Genomic DNA, 16,452 nt, shown 5'->3' on the forward strand with positions numbered 1-16,452 from the left:
TATGGATACATTAACCAAAACAGTTGGTGAGAAAGAAGAAAGTACCAAGATGAATATAAGTGGGTCTGAAGCAATAATCAGATCGCTCTTAGCAGAAGGGGGTCGGTACTGTGTTTGGTTATCCTGGAGGTGCCATAATGCCAACATACGACGCTCTTTATAATTTTCAAAAGGAGCTCAAACATGTACTGACCCGTCATGAACAGGGAGCAATACATGCAGCGCAAGGTATGGCCAGGGTAAGCGGTAAGCCGGGAGTAGTGTTTGCTACTTCAGGGCCGGGAGCAACTAACCTAATAACCGGTTTGGCAGATGCCAAAATAGATAGCACTCCTTTAGTGTGCATCACCGGCCAGGTAGCGTCTCCTTTGTTAGGTACAGATGCTTTTCAGGAAACTGATATTGTAAGCATTTCTATGCCTGTAACTAAATGGAATACTCAGGTCACAAGACCAGAAGATATACCTAGTGCTATAGCTAAAGCATTTTACATAGCTACCTCGGGCAGACGGGGCCAGTACTCATAGATATTATAAAGATGCTCAGATCGCATCATTAGATTTTCAATATAAGCAATGCACTGGTTTTAGGAGTTATGTGCCTAACCCGGCTATAGATCTAGATGAAATAGAAAAGGCCGCAGCATTGATCAATCAGGCTAAAAAGCCATATGTTTTGTTTGGTCAGGGTGTGATTTTGGCTAATGCCGAAGAGGAGTTCAAAGAATTTATTGAGAAAACAGGAATACCAGCTGCCTGGACTGTACTTGGGCTTTCGGCCTTGCCTACAGATCATCCTTTAAATGTAGGAATGCTAGGTATGCACGGTAATTATGGACCTAACGTACTCACTAATGAATGTGATGTGCTGATAGCCATAGGCATGCGTTTCGATGACAGGGTTACTGGTGACTTAATCGTTATGCCAAGCAGGCTAAGGTGATTCACCTGGAGATAGATCCTGCCGAAATAGATAAGAACGTAAAAACAGATATCGCTTTACTGGGTGATGCTAAGCAGCTTTTGCAAGCGCTAAACACTTTGTGCAAGGAAAATAAGCACGAAGCATGGCGACAAAAGTTTGATGAATACAAGGCGATTGAGTTTGAAAAAGTTATAGAGAAAGAACTTAATCCTACCAAGCCTGGACTTACCATGGGTGAAGTAGTGAGAAGAATAAATGAACTTACTGATAGCGAAGCGGTAATAGTTACAGACGTAGGTCAGCACCAGATGGTGGCTTGCAGATATGCTACCTTCAAAAAATCTAAGAGTAATGTTACTTCTGGTGGTTTAGGTACTATGGGCTTCTGCTTACCAGCAGCCTTAGGTGCTAAGCTTGGCGCACCTGAAAGAGAAGTAGTAGCTATCATTGGTGACGGTGGTTTCCAGATGACTATTCAGGAGCTGGGTACTATTTGTCAGACAGAGGCCGCAGTAAAGATCATTATCCTTAATAATCAGTTTTTAGGAATGGTTCGCCAGTGGCAGCAGTTGTTCTTTGATAAGAGGTACTCATCCACAGAGCTTATTAACCCAGATTTTGTGGCCATAAGTAAAGGCTTCGGTATAGAAGCAAGCAAAGTCAGTGAGAGAGACAGCCTGGATGAAGCCCTTAAAACCATGATGGATTATGATGGCTCATACTTGCTGGAAGTGATGGTAGAAAAAGAAGACAACGTGTTCCCTATGGTACCTACCGGTGCTTGTGTTACAGATGTTAGATTAGGGTAACCAAAACCAATAATAACGTGAAACAATCATACACTATAGTAGTATTTACAGAGAATAAAATAGGGTTACTGAATCGTATTTCTGCTCAGTTTACCCAAAGGCACATCAATATTGAGAGCCTTACTACTTCAGAGTCAGAATATCCTGGTATTCACCGCTTCACCATAGTGATAGAGGATACAGAAGAAAAAACCAGGAAGGTAGTGAAGCAAATAGAAAAGCAGGTAGAAGTGCTAAAAGCCTACTGCTTTACTGATGCTGAGACTATACATAGCGAAATTGCTTTGTATAAAATCAAAAGAGAAGATAGCCTTGATTTAGAAAAACTTCACAAGCTGGTTAAAGATAATAATGCCTCAGTGAAGGAAATGGTTAACGGCTTTGTGATCATAGAAAAAACCGGAACTAAAGAGGAAACTCATAAGCTGTTTGAAGAGCTATATCCTTTTGGCTTACATGGATTTGTAAGATCAGGAAGGGTATCATTATCTAACAGGATGAGTACTTTCAAAAGCTATCTTCAGGCATTGGAGATACATTCAAAAGAAATAATAACAGACAATTTTTAATACAAATAACTAATTAATTAGAACATGGCAAAAATTAATTTTGGCGGAGTAACAGAAGAGGTGGTAACTCGTGAGGAATTCCCACTAGCAAAAGCTCAAGATACATTAAAAGAAGAGACTATAGCAATTATCGGATATGGAGTACAAGGTCCTGGTCAGGCACTTAACCTTAGAGATAATGGTTTTAATGTAATTGTAGGCCAGAGGAAGGAATCTAAAACATGGGACAAGGCAGTATCTGATGGATGGGTGCCTGGTGAAACTCTTTTTGAAATAGAAGAGGCCTGTGAAAAAGGTACTATTATTCAATATCTGTTATCTGATGCCGGCCAGATTAGTTTGTGGCCTACAGTGAAAAAGCATCTTACTGCTGGTAAAGCGCTTTATTTCTCTCATGGCTTTGGTATTACTTATAAAGAAAGAACAGGCATTGTTCCTCCTGAAGATGTAGATGTTATTTTAGTAGCTCCTAAAGGGTCAGGTACTTCTTTAAGAAGAATGTTCCTAGAGGGAAGAGGATTAAACTCTAGCTATGCTATCTTCCAGGATGCTACTGGTAAAGCTAAAGACAGAGTAGTGTCTTTAGGTATCGGAGTGGGTTCAGGATATCTGTTCCAAACTGATTTCAAAAAAGAAGTATACTCTGACCTTACTGGTGAGCGTGGTTCGCTTATGGGAGCTATCCAGGGGATATTTGCAGCTCAGTATGAAGTACTAAGAGCTAATGGTCACTCTCCTTCTGAAGCTTTTAATGAAACAGTAGAAGAGCTTACTCAGTCTCTTATGCCTTTAGTAGCTGAAAATGGAATGGACTGGATGTACGCCAACTGTTCTACTACAGCCCAAAGAGGAGCTTTAGACTGGTGGAAGAAATTCCGTGATGCGTCTAAGCCTGTATTTGAAGAGCTATACAAAGAAGTAGCAGCAGGTAACGAAGCTCAGAGATCTATAGATAGCAACAGTAAGTCTGACTATAGAGAAAAATTAGAAGTAGAGCTTAAGGAACTTAGAGATTCTGAAATGTGGCAAGCAGGTTCAGAAGTGAGAAAACTAAGACCTGAAAATAACTAATAAAACAACTTTAGATAACGGGCAGTCATATTATGACTGCCTGTTATTTTATACCAATTTTTTTTAATAAGATCATGAAGCCGGAAGTGAACAAAGCGAGAATATCAATAGATAATATATTAGCAGCAGCAGAAAATTTAAAAGGTGTGGCCATTCGTACTCCTCTAATGCCAAATCCCACTCTTTCTGATAGGTTTCAAGCTAATATTTTGCTTAAAAGAGAAGATCTTCAGATGGTGCGGTCTTATAAGATAAGAGGAGCCTATAATAAAATAGAAAGCCTTTCTCCTGAATTATTAGCTAATGGTGTGGCCTGCGCCAGTGCTGGTAATCATGCTCAGGGTGTTGCTTTCGCTTGTGCTAAAAAACAAATTCAAGGTACTATTTTTATGCCTACCCCTACACCTAGCCAAAAGGTGCATCAGGTGAAGATGTTTGGGAAAGAATTTGTTAAAGTGGTGCTTACCGGAGATACTTTTGATGACGCCTTTGAAGAAGCATCTAAATTCTGTGAAGAAAATCAGGTCATGTTTATCCCTCCTTTTGATGATGAGAAGATAATAGAAGGACAAGCTACCGTGGGTAAGGAAATACTGGAAGATAGCACGGAGCCTATAGATTACCTGATACTGCCCATAGGCGGTGGAGGCTTAGCCTCTGGTATGAGTAGCTATTTCAAAACCCTTTCTCCTTCTACCACCATAATAGGCGTAGAGCCAGCAGGAGCTCCCTCCATGCGAGCCTCTCTGGATGAAGGTAAAGTAGTGGTGCTTGATAAAATAGATAAGTTTGTAGATGGTGCCGCAGTAAAAAAAGTAGGAGATCTTACTTTTGAAATATGTAAAGAGCTCTTAGATGATGTAATCACTGTGCCAGAAGGGCTGGTTTGTGGTGAAATACTAAGGCTTTATAATGAGCAAGCCATAGTAGTAGAGCCAGCAGGAGCATTGGCAATTACGGCGCTGGAAACCTTGAAAGATAAAATCAAAGGTAAAAATGTGGTTTGCGTAGTGAGTGGTAGTAATAACGATATTACCAGAACTATGGAGATAAAAGAAAGGTCTATGCTGTTTGAAGGCCTGAAACATTATTTCATAGTCAACTTCCCTCAAAGAGCCGGAGCATTAAGAGAGTTTCTTATCGATGTGCTAGGGCCTGATGATGACATATCACATTTCGAATATTCCAAAAAGAATGCCCGTGACAGAGGCCCTGCTCTTATAGGTATTGAGCTTAAGAGAAAAGAAGACCTGCAGCCACTAATGGATCGTATGCAGCGTAAGAATATTACGTTTGAATATGTTAATGATCAACCTCAGTTTTTTCATTATTTGCTTTAGATAAGCATTCTGAGATCTGAAAGATAAACACTTACACGTTTGTGAAATCACAGACGTGTTTTTTGTTTTATAAGGTATCTGCTTTTCTCGCGTCTAAGGGTTCGATATGGGCTAAAATTAGATTTTATTAAACTTTCTCATTATAATATGCTTATAATAGCAAATAACTAAAAGCATCACTTATGTTTAAACTTTTACGAACGCTATTTTTTTTATTGCTGATTGCACAAACCTCCCTGGCTCAAGAGGCCATTTTTACTGATCGTCCTAATACTACTGATGCTATTCAGCTGCTAGCTCCCGGTACCTTGCAGACCGAATTTGGCTATTCTAGAACTAAAGATGGAGACTTCACTTCTAGTGATATTCCTAATATTAATTTGAAATACGGTATTACTAATTGGTTAGAAATGAGATTGCAGACCTCTTATAGCAGAGATAAAATGGATATTGAAGGAATAGATACACTGTCAAATGAGGTAGACGGCCTTACACCCATAACTATAGCTCCTAAAATTAAAGTAGTGGAGCAAAACTTCTTACGACCTGCCATTACTTTTGCTCCCACTTTTACTCCTGGTAGTATTGGAGCAGAAGGTTTTCAATATGATCATTTTAACTATGGCTTCAGACTATTATTGGAGCACGTTTTTAATGATAAGTTTTCCTGGTCTCATGGTTTTGGAGCTGATTGGGATGACTCCCGAGAGACTACCTGGGCCTATTCATCTGCCTTTTCTGCTTCACTAACAGGTAATCTGGGAGCTTTCGCAGAAATATATGGCTATTTTGCTGCTGACTTCCCTTCTTATCATGTTTTTGATGCTGGCCTTACTTATGTAGTTACTCCTGACTTACAGTTAGATTTAGCTGGAGGCCTGCCTTTGAGTGATTATGCTCCGGATTATACCCTTACAGTAGGGCTGAGCTGGAGAACCAGCTTTAAGTAATAGACACTGCAAGAAAGGGTTTTTGTTGCTTTTTTGATCGATTGCAGAGGTAAGGAACCTTTGAGAAATCTTTTCAACATGGAAAATGTGCCCTTAAATAATCAGTAGGTTGTGTTTCTACTGACTATATTAAGGGCCTTAATGATTATAATTCTTCCTCTTCCTCCTCTTCTTCTTCATCGGCTTCGTAGTCTTCCATCCAGCGATCCATTTGAGTGTTTTGCACTCTAATATTCCTGGCTACTCTATGACGCAGGTATTTAACCCTTTCTCGCCGTAAGCCTACATACAGTGAGTAGGTCATGGTAAGTAAGATGATGGCAAATGGTAAGGCAGCTATCATTACTGCTGTTTGTAAAGTGCCCAGTCCACCACCTACTAGGAGTGATATGGCTAATAACCCTTCTATCAGCGCCCAGAATATTCTTGTGCCTACAGGAGCATCTAGTTTACCGCCGGTAGTTATAAAGTCTACTACTAATGATCCACTATCACTGGAAGTGACAAAGAAACTGATTACCAGTAGTATACCAATGCAGCTCATTACAGTAGTAAGAGGGTAGTGCTTCAGCATTTCGAATAAAGCGGTGGAAATGTCATTGCTCACTGCTTGTGAAATATCTGCCAGGTGATTTAGCTCCAGGTAAATGGCTGATGAACCAAAAATGGTGAACCACACAAATGAGAATAGCGTAGGCAGTATAACTACTCCTGTTAAAAATTCGCGTATAGTTCTTCCTTTAGATACACGAGCAATGAAAATACCTACAAAAGGACTCCAGGCTATCCACCAGGCCCAGTAGAATATAGTCCAGTTGTTTTGCCATTTAGTATCTGAATACACCTCGGTATATGAACCCAGAGATAAAAGATTTTGAAGATACAGGCCTATGTTTTCAATAATAGAATCGAAAAGGAAAACCGTAGGGCCTATTATTAGCATAAGCAGCATAAATATTACCGCTATTCTTATGTTGAGAATACTCAGTATTTTCACCCCTTTATCTAGGCCGGAAACAATGGAAGCTGTTGCTAGGCCGGTGGTAATAGAGATGAAGATAATCTGTGTTTTTATATCATTAGGTATCCCGAATAGGAAGTTCAGACCGGAGCCTACCTGCTGAGCACCAAAACCCAGGGTGGTGGCCAAGCCAAATAAACAGGCTATTACCGCCAGCGTATCTACCATATGGCCTATTATACCGTGAATTTTTCTTCCTAATAAAGGAGCAAATAATGATCTTACTGTTAAAGGCAGCTTTCTGTTGAATGTAAAAAAGGCAAATGCCAAAGCGATCATGCCATATACTGCCCAGGGGTGAAAACCGTAATGTAAGAAGGTGAATTTGAAAGCCTGTTCTGCTGCTGATACTTCGCCTTTTACAGGAATAGGAGGAGTAGCAAAGTGCTGAATAGGCTCGGCAACACCGTAAAAGATAAGGCCAATACCCATACCAGCAGAAAATAGCATGGAGTACCAGGCAAAGTTGCTGAAATCAGGAGTGGCATTACGCCCGCCGAGCTTTATCTTACCAAATTTACTGAAGGACAGCCATATGGCGGCTATCAATAATACGTTTACAGTTAGGATAAAAAGCCAACCAATTTTGTCGTATAGTAAATTTCTGAAGTCCAGAAAAAAATCGTTTAGCGGTTGCCCGTAAACAATGGCTATAACAACAAAAAATATGATTACAATAGCGGATGGAATAAATACTGGGTAATGAAAATCAAAAACCTTATTGGAGCTCTTCTTCATCTTTTGTTTATTCATGAATTAAAAAATATTCGCCCTAATGGTTTGTCGCTCAGAAAGATTACGACAATATCAGAAAAGTGCAAAGTTAAGTAAACATTGTTTGGTAAACCATAATTTTATTTGAAACAGATGGCCACATTACCCTGAAGGGCTTTACTTTTATTACCAGTATTGGGTGCAAACCTTCTTTTGGAAGGATTATGATCAGAATTTGGATAGTTCTGCTCATGAAAATTAATTTTCCTCGAAAGAGTTAATATTATGTTTTCTATTCAATTTTGGAGGTTCATTGTACTGTTAAAATTGTTATAATTTTAGTTTTGTTATAAAATCATTTCCATGCGAATAATTATTTCTACTCACCTTCTGCTTCTGGCTTTTTTGCCCTTATGTGCGCAGAACCGTTATCAGGCTTTTTTAGATGAATGTAAAGTGCAGGGCAGTATCACTGTTTATAATTATCAGACCGGGCAATGGATTACTAATGATATAGATGATAGTAACAAACCTTCTGTTCCTGCCTCTACCTTTAAAATTATGAATTCATTGATTTTGCTGGAACAAGGTGTGATTAAAGACGAAAAGCAATTAGTGCCGTGGATAGGGAAGGAAAATTATGATATGTCAAAATACGGAAAGCGACCGGATACTTATCATGATATGTCGTTAACTGAAGCATATAAATTTTCTGTTCCATGGGTTTATGTGGAGCTGGGTAAAAAGATGAGCAAAAAACAATACAAGGAAATACTAAACAACTCGGCTTATGGAAATAATGACTTGTCAGTAGAAGGTTTAGACTTCTGGAATTTTGGAGATTTTGCGGTGTCACCGGCAGATCAGGTAAAGATGCTGATTGGTGTTTATGAAGAAACGCTGCCTTTCTCTCAAAGGTCTTTTCAGATTGTTAAAAACATGATGCTTGAAGAAGAAACAGAAAGTTACTCCATAAGAGCTAAAACCGGGTGGACTAATAAAGATGGTCGAGATATTGGCTGGTGGATTGGGTATGTGGAAAAAGGAGAAGAGGTATATTTTTTCGCTACCAGAATTACTAAAAATCGAAGTGAGAAAAATGATCAGTTTATTAACTGTAGAAAGGGTATAACAAGAAAAGTGCTGAAAGACTTAGGTATTCTTTGATGCTTGTTTTCGACGAATAATCATGGGTAATAGAAGTAGATTTAAAGGAACATTATGAAGGAGGGACGGTTATATTATTAACCATAAGAAGAAAGAAATTCGAGAAATAAAAGTGTTATAAAAATTAGATATTGATATGGTAAAGCAGATAATATTAGCCGAGAGGCCAAAGGGAGAACCGAGCAAAGAGTCATTTAAAATGGAAGAGCGCGAGCTCCCTGAGTTAAAGGATGGCGAAGTGCTACTTACAGGTAAATTTTATTCGGTAGATCCTTATATGAGAGGCCGAATGAATGATGCCAAGTCCTATGTGCCTCCTTTTGAAGTGGGTAAGCCGATAAGTGGCGGAGTAGTAGCGCAGGTAGAGGAGAAGTAAAAGCAGTGACTTTTCTAAAGGAGATTATGTTATTGGTAATTTACCGTGGTCTACTCAAATAGTAGCTGAAGCTAAATCATTAAGAAAAGTGGGCGAAGAAGGTGTGCCTCTTCATTATTACCTGGGAGTGCTGGGTATGCCCGGACTTACGGCTTATTTTGGGTTAATGGATATCGGTCAGCCAAAAGAAGGGGAGACTGTAGTGGTTTCCGGAGCAGCAGGTGCTGTAGGGCTGGTAGTAGGACAGATAGCTAAAATTCATGGCTGTAAAGTAGTAGGTATTGCAGGCTCTGATGAAAAAATAGAGATGCTGAAGAGCGAGTTTGGCTATGATGAGGGTATCAATTATAAAACTGCAGGAAACATGCAGGAGGCCGTTAAAAAAGCTTGTCCTGATGGGGTAGATATTTATTATGATAATGTAGGAGGTGAAGTTTCTGACGGCGTTATTATGAATCTGAATTTTCACGCACGAATTCCTCTGTGTGGTCAAATAGCCTTATATAATAGCAAAGAAACCCCCACAGGGCCAAGAATACAGCCTATGCTATTGACAAGAAGTGTACTTATGAAAGGATTCATCGTAGGTAACTACCAAGATAAATTCCCTGAAGGCATGAGAAAGCTGGGGCAATGGGTGCGAGAAGGTCAAGTGAAGTTTACTGAAACCATAATAGAAGGATTTGATCAGTTGCCAGAGGCATTTCTGGGATTGTTTACTGGTAAAAATCAAGGAAAAATGATAGTACAGGCTTAGAAGCCATTTTGTTATAGAGTAAGGCTATTTTAAAGTGAAAGGCTTTAGAATAGCCTTTTTTTATTGTTTTTTGTATCTATTCTCCTTGAAATGGTTATATTAAACAGTAGTTAAAGGTAATTATTACTTTCTTTTTATCAGATCGATATCTTATCTTTAATGAATTTTAAAGTTTTGATTCGGTAATTTTAACTAGTGGACAAGGAAGAAAAAGAACGCCTGAAAGTGCTGCATTCGTATCAGATTATGGATACTGATGTGGATGTTATTCTTGATAATATTACGGCACTGGCAGCTAATATTTGTCAGGTACCCATAACCCTAATTTCTTTATTGGATGATAAGCGGCAGTGGTTTAAGTCTAAAGTTGGTCTTGAAGCCTCTGAAACGCCTATAGAACAGGCTTTTTGCTGGTATCCGGTAAGAGATAAAAAGTTTATGCAGGTAACTGATGCTACGGCAGATGATCGCTTTGTGGATAATCCGCTGGTTACTGGTGATCCTAATATCAGATTTTATGCCGGCTGTCCGCTGCTGAGCCCTACAGGTCATGCTTTAGGTACTTTATGCGTAATTGATGATAAGCCTAAAGAACTTACTGAAGATCAAAAGGATTCTTTAAAGATGCTGGCCAAGTTGGTAATGGCTTATCTGGAAAAGAATAAAGAGCAGCAAGTGCTTATGGATGTCATAAATACTAAAAATGACCTTTTCCACCTGATGAGCCATGAAATAAAAGCTCCGCTTAATGAAATAATGGGCGTTTATTACTTGCTTGATGACCCTAAACTCGGTTATGAAATTGAGAAAAAGGACGTTCAGCTATTAAAAAACTCCACCGAAAATCTATTTAACGTAGTTAATGAGCTGCTGGATAATGATCAGATGTATGGTGGTGGGCTTAAGGATAAACAAATAGTTTTTAACCTGAAGTCATTACTGGGCGAGCTGATTACCGAGTTTAAAAATGACAAGGATAATCTGAAGATCAACTATGATCTTGCTATTCCTGATTTTCTGGTGGGCGAGCCGCTTAGATTAAAACAGCTGCTTAGATTGTGCTTGCGCAGGTTTGCTAAAAAATCCCCCAACCTATTGGTGCTTTTCATAGAGCTTTTGGAAGAAGGGGAGGAGGATTTAAAGGTGTCCTTTGCGGTTTCCAGAACCGATGGCATTGGGCATTTTACTGATGATACAGATAATTTTCCTATCACTTTTACAGAGCAACTGGTGAAGATGCTCGGCGCCGAGTTCGAAGAGAAAGAAGACGTCATTAACTTTAGCCTTTATCTTAGAAAGATGGATTATTCTTCAGGCATGGCTAAGATGAATAAGGATGAAGATGTGCTGGATGGGTTAAAAGTGCTTTTAGTTGAAGACATGGAGACCAACCGCTATATCGCTGGCCGTTTTCTTGATTCCTGGGGAATAAAATATGATGTAGCTCATGATGGTTTTGAAGCTTTGAAAATGGTCAGCCATCATCATTATGATCTTATTCTTATGGACTTGCAGATGCCGGGAATGGATGGCTATGAGGCTACAGACAAGATCAAAAGTATAGAAGAGGGCAAATATAGTTCTATCCCTATTATAGCGCTTACGGCCTCCGTAACGTTAATGGGGAAAGGCCGATTTACTGATACCGGACTCGAAGGTTTTATTTCAAAGCCATTTAATCCACAAGAATTGAAGTCATCAATTTTGCGAGTGGTTAAACGGAGTGTTTAAGCTCTTTGATTTTACGCTCTAATGTGGCTAAAGTAGCTTTGGTTGATTCTTCAATGCCTTGTATTTCATCGTTAAGCTGATCTGTTTCTTTCGCTTCTACCTTTTTAGTAGTTTCTCTTAATTTGTTTAAGAGGTTATCAAGACCAAACAGCTCAAAGGAAGGCTTTAATTTATGTATAAGGCCTCGCATTTCACTTGTGTTGGCTTCGTTAGCGGCATTACGGAAGTCATCATAAAACATTTTCAGCTCTTTGTTAAATGATTCTATTAATGTAATTACAAATCCTGTATCATTTTGAGCCATCTGATAGATCAGCGTAAAGTCAATGGTTTCTTCTGTAATCTCAGATTTTGCTTCTTCTTTTTTAGGAGCAGGAGACGACTCTATTTTTTCTACGGCATGTAGCATTATTTTGGTTCTGAGCTCTTCCGGGTTTATGGGTTTGGTAAGAAAATCATTCATACCTACTTTCATTACCTTTTCTTTGATATTAGTGGTAGCATCAGCGGTTAGTGCTATTATAGGAAGGTGGTCATAAGCAGCATCTTTCCTGATTGCCGTAGTGGCTTCGTAGCCATCTAGCACAGGCATTTGTAGATCCATCAGCACCAGATTGTAAGTGTTGTTTTTTAGCTTTTCTATGGCCTGCTGTCCATCATCAGCTACTTCCACATTGATCTCCCAGTTTTCGAGAAACTTAGTGGCTATTAGCTGGTTCACTACATTATCTTCTACTAATAGTATTTTTAGGTTAGCTAGCTCTTTCACGTTTTCGGTTTTAGGACTATCGGTAATAGGGTCTTTCTGTGCTTTAGGGAAGGTGATGTTAAATCTGAATTCAGAACCTTCGTTTGCTTTGCTTATCAGCTCTATATCAGAATTGTGTAACTCCAGTAGCTTTTTGGTAATGGCCAGGCCCAGACCGGTGCCGCCAAATTTTCTGGTAGTTTCTTTTTCTGCCTGAGTAAATCTTTCAAAAATATTAGCCTGGTACTCTTCTGGTATTCCAATGCCTGTGTCTTTAACCGAGAAGCTGATGGAAGCCTCATGCTGAGAGTCTTTTAGTAGCTGAATAGTTATTCTTACACTGCCTTCGGAAGTAAATTTTACCGCATTACCTACCAGATTAACCAGTATTTGATTAATACGGGTGGTGTCTCCAATGAGCCTTTCTGGTATATCATTATCATAAATAAATGCCAGCCGTATTTGCTTTTCCTGAGCCTTAAACTGAAATGATTTCCTGATATTATTAGCCAGTTCTTTCAGGTTAAAAGGAACCGTTTCAAGGGTTATTTTTCCAGCTGTTATTTTATTGAAGTCGAGGATGTCATTGATGAGAACCAGCAAATTTTCAGCAGAAAACTGAAGTGTTTTCAGATTCTCCTCCTGGTGAGGAAGCTTTTCTTCCTGCAGTAAAAGGTGGGTCATGCCAATTACAGCATTCATAGGCGTACGAATTTCATGACTCATGGTAGAGAGAAACTCTTCCTTGGCTTCTGCTGCCAGTTCTGCCGCTTCTTTGGCTTTTCTTAACTCTTCTTTAGCCTGCTTTTCAAGTGTAATATCTTCAGTAAGCATAATGATGCCACCAATTTTGCCAGAAAGATCATACCAAGGTCTTACCTCCCATTTCAGCCATTGTATGCTGCCATCATAGCGCTCAAAACGGTCTTCTTCAGCCTTACATATTTCCCCGGAAAGGGCCTGTTGATGGGTTGCTTTCCATTCTGCTCCTATTTCAGGGAAGATCTCATAATGAGAAAGCCCAATAATTTTTCTATCGGTTAGTTTATAGTTTTTGTACCATTTATCGCTGGCAGCTATGTATTTCATTTCAGTGTCAAACATAGCTATGGCAGCAGGAGCGGCGTCTACGAAAGCTATGAGCTGCTCCTCACGTTTACGATCATGGCTAATATCCTGAAAAACACCATATAGCTTGGTAGCGGTATTGTTTTGGGTTTCAGTTTGCCCGATTGTACGGATATATTTGTAATTACCTTTGGCAGAGATAATGCCCAGTTTCAGATCCCAGCTATTCCCCGTTTTAATACATTCTTCAATGGTTTTGGATATTACAGGAAGAGATTCGGAATCATAAAAATGAACGGCCTCTTCAAAAGTGGGAATGTAGTCTTCCTCTACCTCATGAATCTTTTTAGTTTGAGCAGACCAGAATATTTTTTTGGTTTGTAAGTCAACTTCCCAATGGCCTATTTGTGCCATTTTTTTGTGCCTGATCTAGCAGATCGGATTGTTTGCGAGATTCGAATTCGGAGTATTTTCTTTGTGTAATGTTGCTGCCTACTATTATGGCTCCTACAATAGCGCCATTAGTATCTGTAATAGGTCTGCCATTAATGCTTATAAAAATGCCTTTATTGGTAATGTTATTAACTACATAGAGCTCATAGTTATCAATATATTCTCCATTTAAAACTCTGAATTTGGGGTGCTCCTCTAAGGATAGCGGAGTTTCTTTATCTGGATGAAAAATGTTGATAGTTCCCTGAGCTATTTCCTTAATGGGAGTTTCCAACTCAAAACCAAACATTTTCTTGCCTGCAGAATTTACCTTGATCAATTGACCATCTGTGTTATAAACGGCCACCGACTCAGACATAGAGTTTAAAATGGAGTTAGTAAGATCAAAGGGTTGGTCATTACTGTCTAATGGGCTAGCAGTAATGGGAGTGGCTACTACTGATCCCTGGCTAATGGTTTCTTTAAAGGAAAAAGTAATGGTTTGCTTTAAAGAAGCTTTTTCTTTGAATTTAAGCCAATAACTAGCTTTTTCCTTCTTTTTTGATATTTGTAATTCAAATGCTTTTTCTAATTCATCGGCATTTTCTGCCAATTCCCAGAAAGGATGACCTATCAGTTGGTCTTCTGCAAGCCCTATAAAGGTTAAAAATGATTTATTGGCATAGGTGATATGACCTTCAGTGTTCACACCATATACCAACGTCTCCAGGGCATCAAGAAGGTTTTTATAATCTGCCGCACTTTGTAACATAATACAATAATATTAAATACTTGCAGAAGTATTGGCCGAAGTAATAAAATCGGTCTTTTGGTAAAAAAATAATATTATGTCAAGTTAACAAATAATAGGGAAAAGCCTCTTTTTTATAGTGTAGATGTAGGAGGGTAAGCATAAAAAAAGCCGGCTCAAAAGTGATTACTTGCTTAGTCAATCTGACTTTACAGTTACTTTTGAGCCGGCCTCTAATTATTAATAGGTATTGCTATAAAGCTTATTGCTTTAATTTTATTCCTAATTCATTTAACTGATCTAGGTGAATAGCGCTAGGAGAATCAATCATAACATCACGACCTGCATTGTTTTTAGGGAATGCAATAAAGTCTCTGATACTGTCTGATCCGCCAAATAAAGAGCATAGTCTGTCGAAACCAAATGCGATACCACCGTGAGGAGGAGCGCCATATTCAAAGGCATCCATTAAGAAACCAAACTGCGCTTTAGCCTCTTCATCAGAGAAGCCTAATTGCTTAAACATACGCTGTTGTATTTCTCTATCATGGATTCTTATAGATCCACCACCTACTTCTACACCATTGATCACCATATCATAAGCATTTGCTTTTACTTCACCAGGATCTGATTCCAGTTTATCAAGATCAGCCGGAGTAGGAGAGGTGAAAGGGTGGTGCATTGCATGGAAACGAGACGTTTCTTCATCCCACTCTAAAAGAGGGAAGTCTAATACCCATAGTATTTTATATGTATTTTTGTCTCTCAAGCCCAGCTCGCTACCCATGTGTAGCCTTAGCTCGTTAAGGGCTTTACGGGTATGATCAGTTTCTCCACTCAATACCAGCATAAGGTCGCTTGGCTTGGCTCCCATAGCATCAGCCCACTGCTGTAAGTCTTCCTGACTGTAGAATTTATCTACTGAAGATTTAAATGAACCATCAGCGTTATATTTTACATAAACCAGGCCTTTGGCTCCCACTTGAGGTCTTTTTACAAAATCAGTAAGTGCATCTAACTGCTTTCTGGTATATTCTGCACAACCTTCTACACAAATACCTACTACCAGCTCGGCACTGTCAAATACATTAAATCCTTTGTTTTGAGCTACTTCATTGAGCTCTGTAAATTTCATATCAAAACGAGTGTCAGGCTTATCAGATCCATAGAATTTCATGGCGTCGTCATAGCTCATGCGGTCTATCTCTGTAATATCTATGCCTTTTACTGTTTTGAAGAGGTGCTTTATCATGCCTTCGAACGTGCTGATAATGTCTTCTCTCTCTACAAATGACATTTCACAGTCTATCTGCGTAAACTCTGGCTGACGGTCAGCTCTTAAGTCTTCATCTCTGAAGCATTTTACTATTTGAAAATACCTGTCGAACCCAGATACCATTAATAGCTGCTTGAAAGTTTGTGGTGATTGAGGAAGGGCATAAAACTCACCAGGATTCATTCTTGATGGTACCACAAAGTCACGAGCACCCTCTGGTGTAGACTTAATTAATACCGGAGTTTCTACCTCAGTAAAGCTCTGAGCATCTAAGTAAGCCCTGGCTTCCTGCATAATGCGGTGCCTTAGTAAGAGGTTTTCTCTTACATTATTCCTTCTAAGATCCAGATAGCGATATTTCATACGAAGATCATCACCACCATCAGTATCATTTTCTATGGTAAAAGGAGGAGTCTTTGATTTATTAAGGACTTCAAGGTCAGTAACCTTTACTTCAATTTCTCCCGTAGGTATTTTATCATTTTTAGAAAGGCGTTCTATAACTTTTCCTGAAGCTTTGATGACAAACTCTCTGCCTAGTTTATTGGCGGTATCCAATATAGCAGCTTCTGTATGTCCTTCTTCAAAAATAAGCTGAGTAATGCCATACCGGTCGCGAAGATCAACCCATATAACACTTCCTTTATTTCTTATGCGCTGTACCCAGCCGCATAATACTACATCTGAATTTACATCGTTAATTCTTAATTCACCACAAGTATGTGTTCGAAGCATGCTAAAATATTTT

Annotated in this window: 12 protein-coding genes and 1 pseudogene; 9 read left to right on the plus strand and 4 right to left on the minus strand. The window is 39.1% G+C overall.

The features are described from left to right. Nucleotide 1 precedes the first annotated feature (1 nt). The 5 genes and pseudogenes from ilvB (at nucleotide 2) to LVD15_RS12415 (ending at nucleotide 5,663) form a co-directional block, all read left to right on the plus strand. Nucleotides 2-1,733: pseudogene (gene ilvB / locus LVD15_RS12395) on the plus strand (biosynthetic-type acetolactate synthase large subunit). Nucleotides 1,734-1,750: 17 nt separating this feature from the next. Then, on the plus strand, nucleotides 1,751-2,302 hold the full coding sequence (gene ilvN, locus LVD15_RS12400) for an acetolactate synthase small subunit (RefSeq protein WP_233780638.1): 552 nt from the start codon (nucleotides 1,751-1,753) through the stop codon (nucleotides 2,300-2,302). Between the two features lie 24 nt (nucleotides 2,303-2,326). Then, nucleotides 2,327-3,373, plus strand: coding sequence for a ketol-acid reductoisomerase (gene ilvC, locus LVD15_RS12405; RefSeq protein WP_233780639.1), 1,047 nt, complete (start codon nucleotides 2,327-2,329; stop codon nucleotides 3,371-3,373). Between the two features lie 74 nt (nucleotides 3,374-3,447). After that, complete coding sequence (gene ilvA, locus LVD15_RS12410; protein WP_233780640.1) at nucleotides 3,448-4,713, plus strand: threonine ammonia-lyase IlvA; 1,266 nt, start codon at nucleotides 3,448-3,450, stop codon at nucleotides 4,711-4,713. Between the two features lie 182 nt (nucleotides 4,714-4,895). After that, nucleotides 4,896-5,663 (plus strand): transporter, encoded by a 768-nt coding sequence (locus LVD15_RS12415; protein ID WP_233780641.1) that lies wholly within the window; start codon nucleotides 4,896-4,898, stop codon nucleotides 5,661-5,663. Nucleotides 5,664-5,808: 145 nt separating this feature from the next. On the opposite strand, the gene LVD15_RS12420 is transcribed toward LVD15_RS12415, so the two are convergent. Then, nucleotides 5,809-7,437: a BCCT family transporter gene (locus LVD15_RS12420; RefSeq protein WP_233780642.1), complete on the minus strand. Its 1,629-nt coding sequence runs from the start codon at nucleotides 7,435-7,437 to the stop codon at nucleotides 5,809-5,811. 324 nt (nucleotides 7,438-7,761) lie between these two features. Between LVD15_RS12420 and LVD15_RS12425 the strand changes: the two genes are divergently transcribed. The 4 genes from LVD15_RS12425 to LVD15_RS12435 all read left to right on the plus strand — a co-directional run bounded on the left by LVD15_RS12425 (nucleotide 7,762) and on the right by LVD15_RS12435 (nucleotide 11,429). Next, the gene (locus LVD15_RS12425) at nucleotides 7,762-8,565 is read left to right on the plus strand and encodes a penicillin-binding transpeptidase domain-containing protein (RefSeq protein WP_233780643.1); all 804 of its coding nucleotides are present in this window, start codon (nucleotides 7,762-7,764) and stop codon (nucleotides 8,563-8,565) included. 136 nt (nucleotides 8,566-8,701) lie between these two features. Further along, on the plus strand, nucleotides 8,702-8,941 hold the full coding sequence (locus LVD15_RS27115) for a hypothetical protein (protein ID WP_306416940.1): 240 nt from the start codon (nucleotides 8,702-8,704) through the stop codon (nucleotides 8,939-8,941). A gap of 88 nt (nucleotides 8,942-9,029) precedes the next feature. Beyond that, nucleotides 9,030-9,698 (plus strand): NADP-dependent oxidoreductase, encoded by a 669-nt coding sequence (locus LVD15_RS12430; RefSeq protein ID WP_306416941.1) that lies wholly within the window; start codon nucleotides 9,030-9,032, stop codon nucleotides 9,696-9,698. Nucleotides 9,699-9,893: 195 nt separating this feature from the next. Next, entirely contained in the window at nucleotides 9,894-11,429 is a 1,536-nt protein-coding gene (locus LVD15_RS12435; RefSeq protein ID WP_233780644.1) for a response regulator, read from the plus strand. Here LVD15_RS12435 and LVD15_RS12440 read toward each other — a convergent pair. The 3 genes from LVD15_RS12440 to aspS all read right to left on the minus strand — a co-directional run bounded on the left by LVD15_RS12440 (nucleotide 11,413) and on the right by aspS (nucleotide 16,439). Then, the gene (locus LVD15_RS12440; RefSeq protein ID WP_233780645.1) at nucleotides 11,413-13,659 is read right to left on the minus strand and encodes a response regulator; all 2,247 of its coding nucleotides are present in this window, start codon (nucleotides 13,657-13,659) and stop codon (nucleotides 11,413-11,415) included. The two genes, LVD15_RS12435 and LVD15_RS12440, sit on opposite strands and share 17 nt — an antisense overlap. Further along, entirely contained in the window at nucleotides 13,631-14,449 is an 819-nt protein-coding gene (locus LVD15_RS12445) for a PAS domain-containing protein (RefSeq protein ID WP_233780646.1), read from the minus strand. The genes LVD15_RS12440 and LVD15_RS12445 overlap by 29 nt, the downstream gene beginning before the upstream one ends. A gap of 241 nt (nucleotides 14,450-14,690) precedes the next feature. Next, nucleotides 14,691-16,439 carry an aspartate--tRNA ligase gene (gene aspS / locus LVD15_RS12450; RefSeq protein ID WP_233780647.1) on the minus strand — a complete coding sequence of 583 codons (1,749 nt, stop codon included), beginning with the start codon at nucleotides 16,437-16,439 and terminating at the stop codon, nucleotides 14,691-14,693. Nucleotides 16,440-16,452 lie beyond the last annotated feature (13 nt).

Origin of the sequence: Fulvivirga maritima (assembly GCF_021389955.1) — a bacterium.
Taxonomy (GTDB): domain Bacteria; phylum Bacteroidota; class Bacteroidia; order Cytophagales; family Cyclobacteriaceae; genus Fulvivirga; species Fulvivirga maritima.

Excerpts from the sequence above, each read along its gene's own strand:
- LVD15_RS27115 (WP_306416940.1), top strand. The coding sequence starts at position 8,702 with ATGGTAAAGCAGATAATATTAGCCGAGAGGCCAAAGGGAGAACCGAGC.
- aspS (WP_233780647.1), bottom strand. The coding sequence starts at position 16,439 with ATGCTTCGAACACATACTTGTGGTGAATTAAGAATTAACGATGTAAAT.
- LVD15_RS12415 (WP_233780641.1), top strand. The coding sequence starts at position 4,896 with ATGTTTAAACTTTTACGAACGCTATTTTTTTTATTGCTGATTGCACAA.
- LVD15_RS12440 (WP_233780645.1), bottom strand. The coding sequence starts at position 13,659 with ATGGCACAAATAGGCCATTGGGAAGTTGACTTACAAACCAAAAAAATA.
- ilvA (WP_233780640.1), top strand. The coding sequence starts at position 3,448 with ATGAAGCCGGAAGTGAACAAAGCGAGAATATCAATAGATAATATATTA.
- ilvC (WP_233780639.1), top strand. The coding sequence starts at position 2,327 with ATGGCAAAAATTAATTTTGGCGGAGTAACAGAAGAGGTGGTAACTCGT.
- LVD15_RS12425 (WP_233780643.1), top strand. The coding sequence starts at position 7,762 with ATGCGAATAATTATTTCTACTCACCTTCTGCTTCTGGCTTTTTTGCCC.
- LVD15_RS12420 (WP_233780642.1), bottom strand. The coding sequence starts at position 7,437 with ATGAATAAACAAAAGATGAAGAAGAGCTCCAATAAGGTTTTTGATTTT.
- LVD15_RS12445 (WP_233780646.1), bottom strand. The coding sequence starts at position 14,449 with ATGTTACAAAGTGCGGCAGATTATAAAAACCTTCTTGATGCCCTGGAG.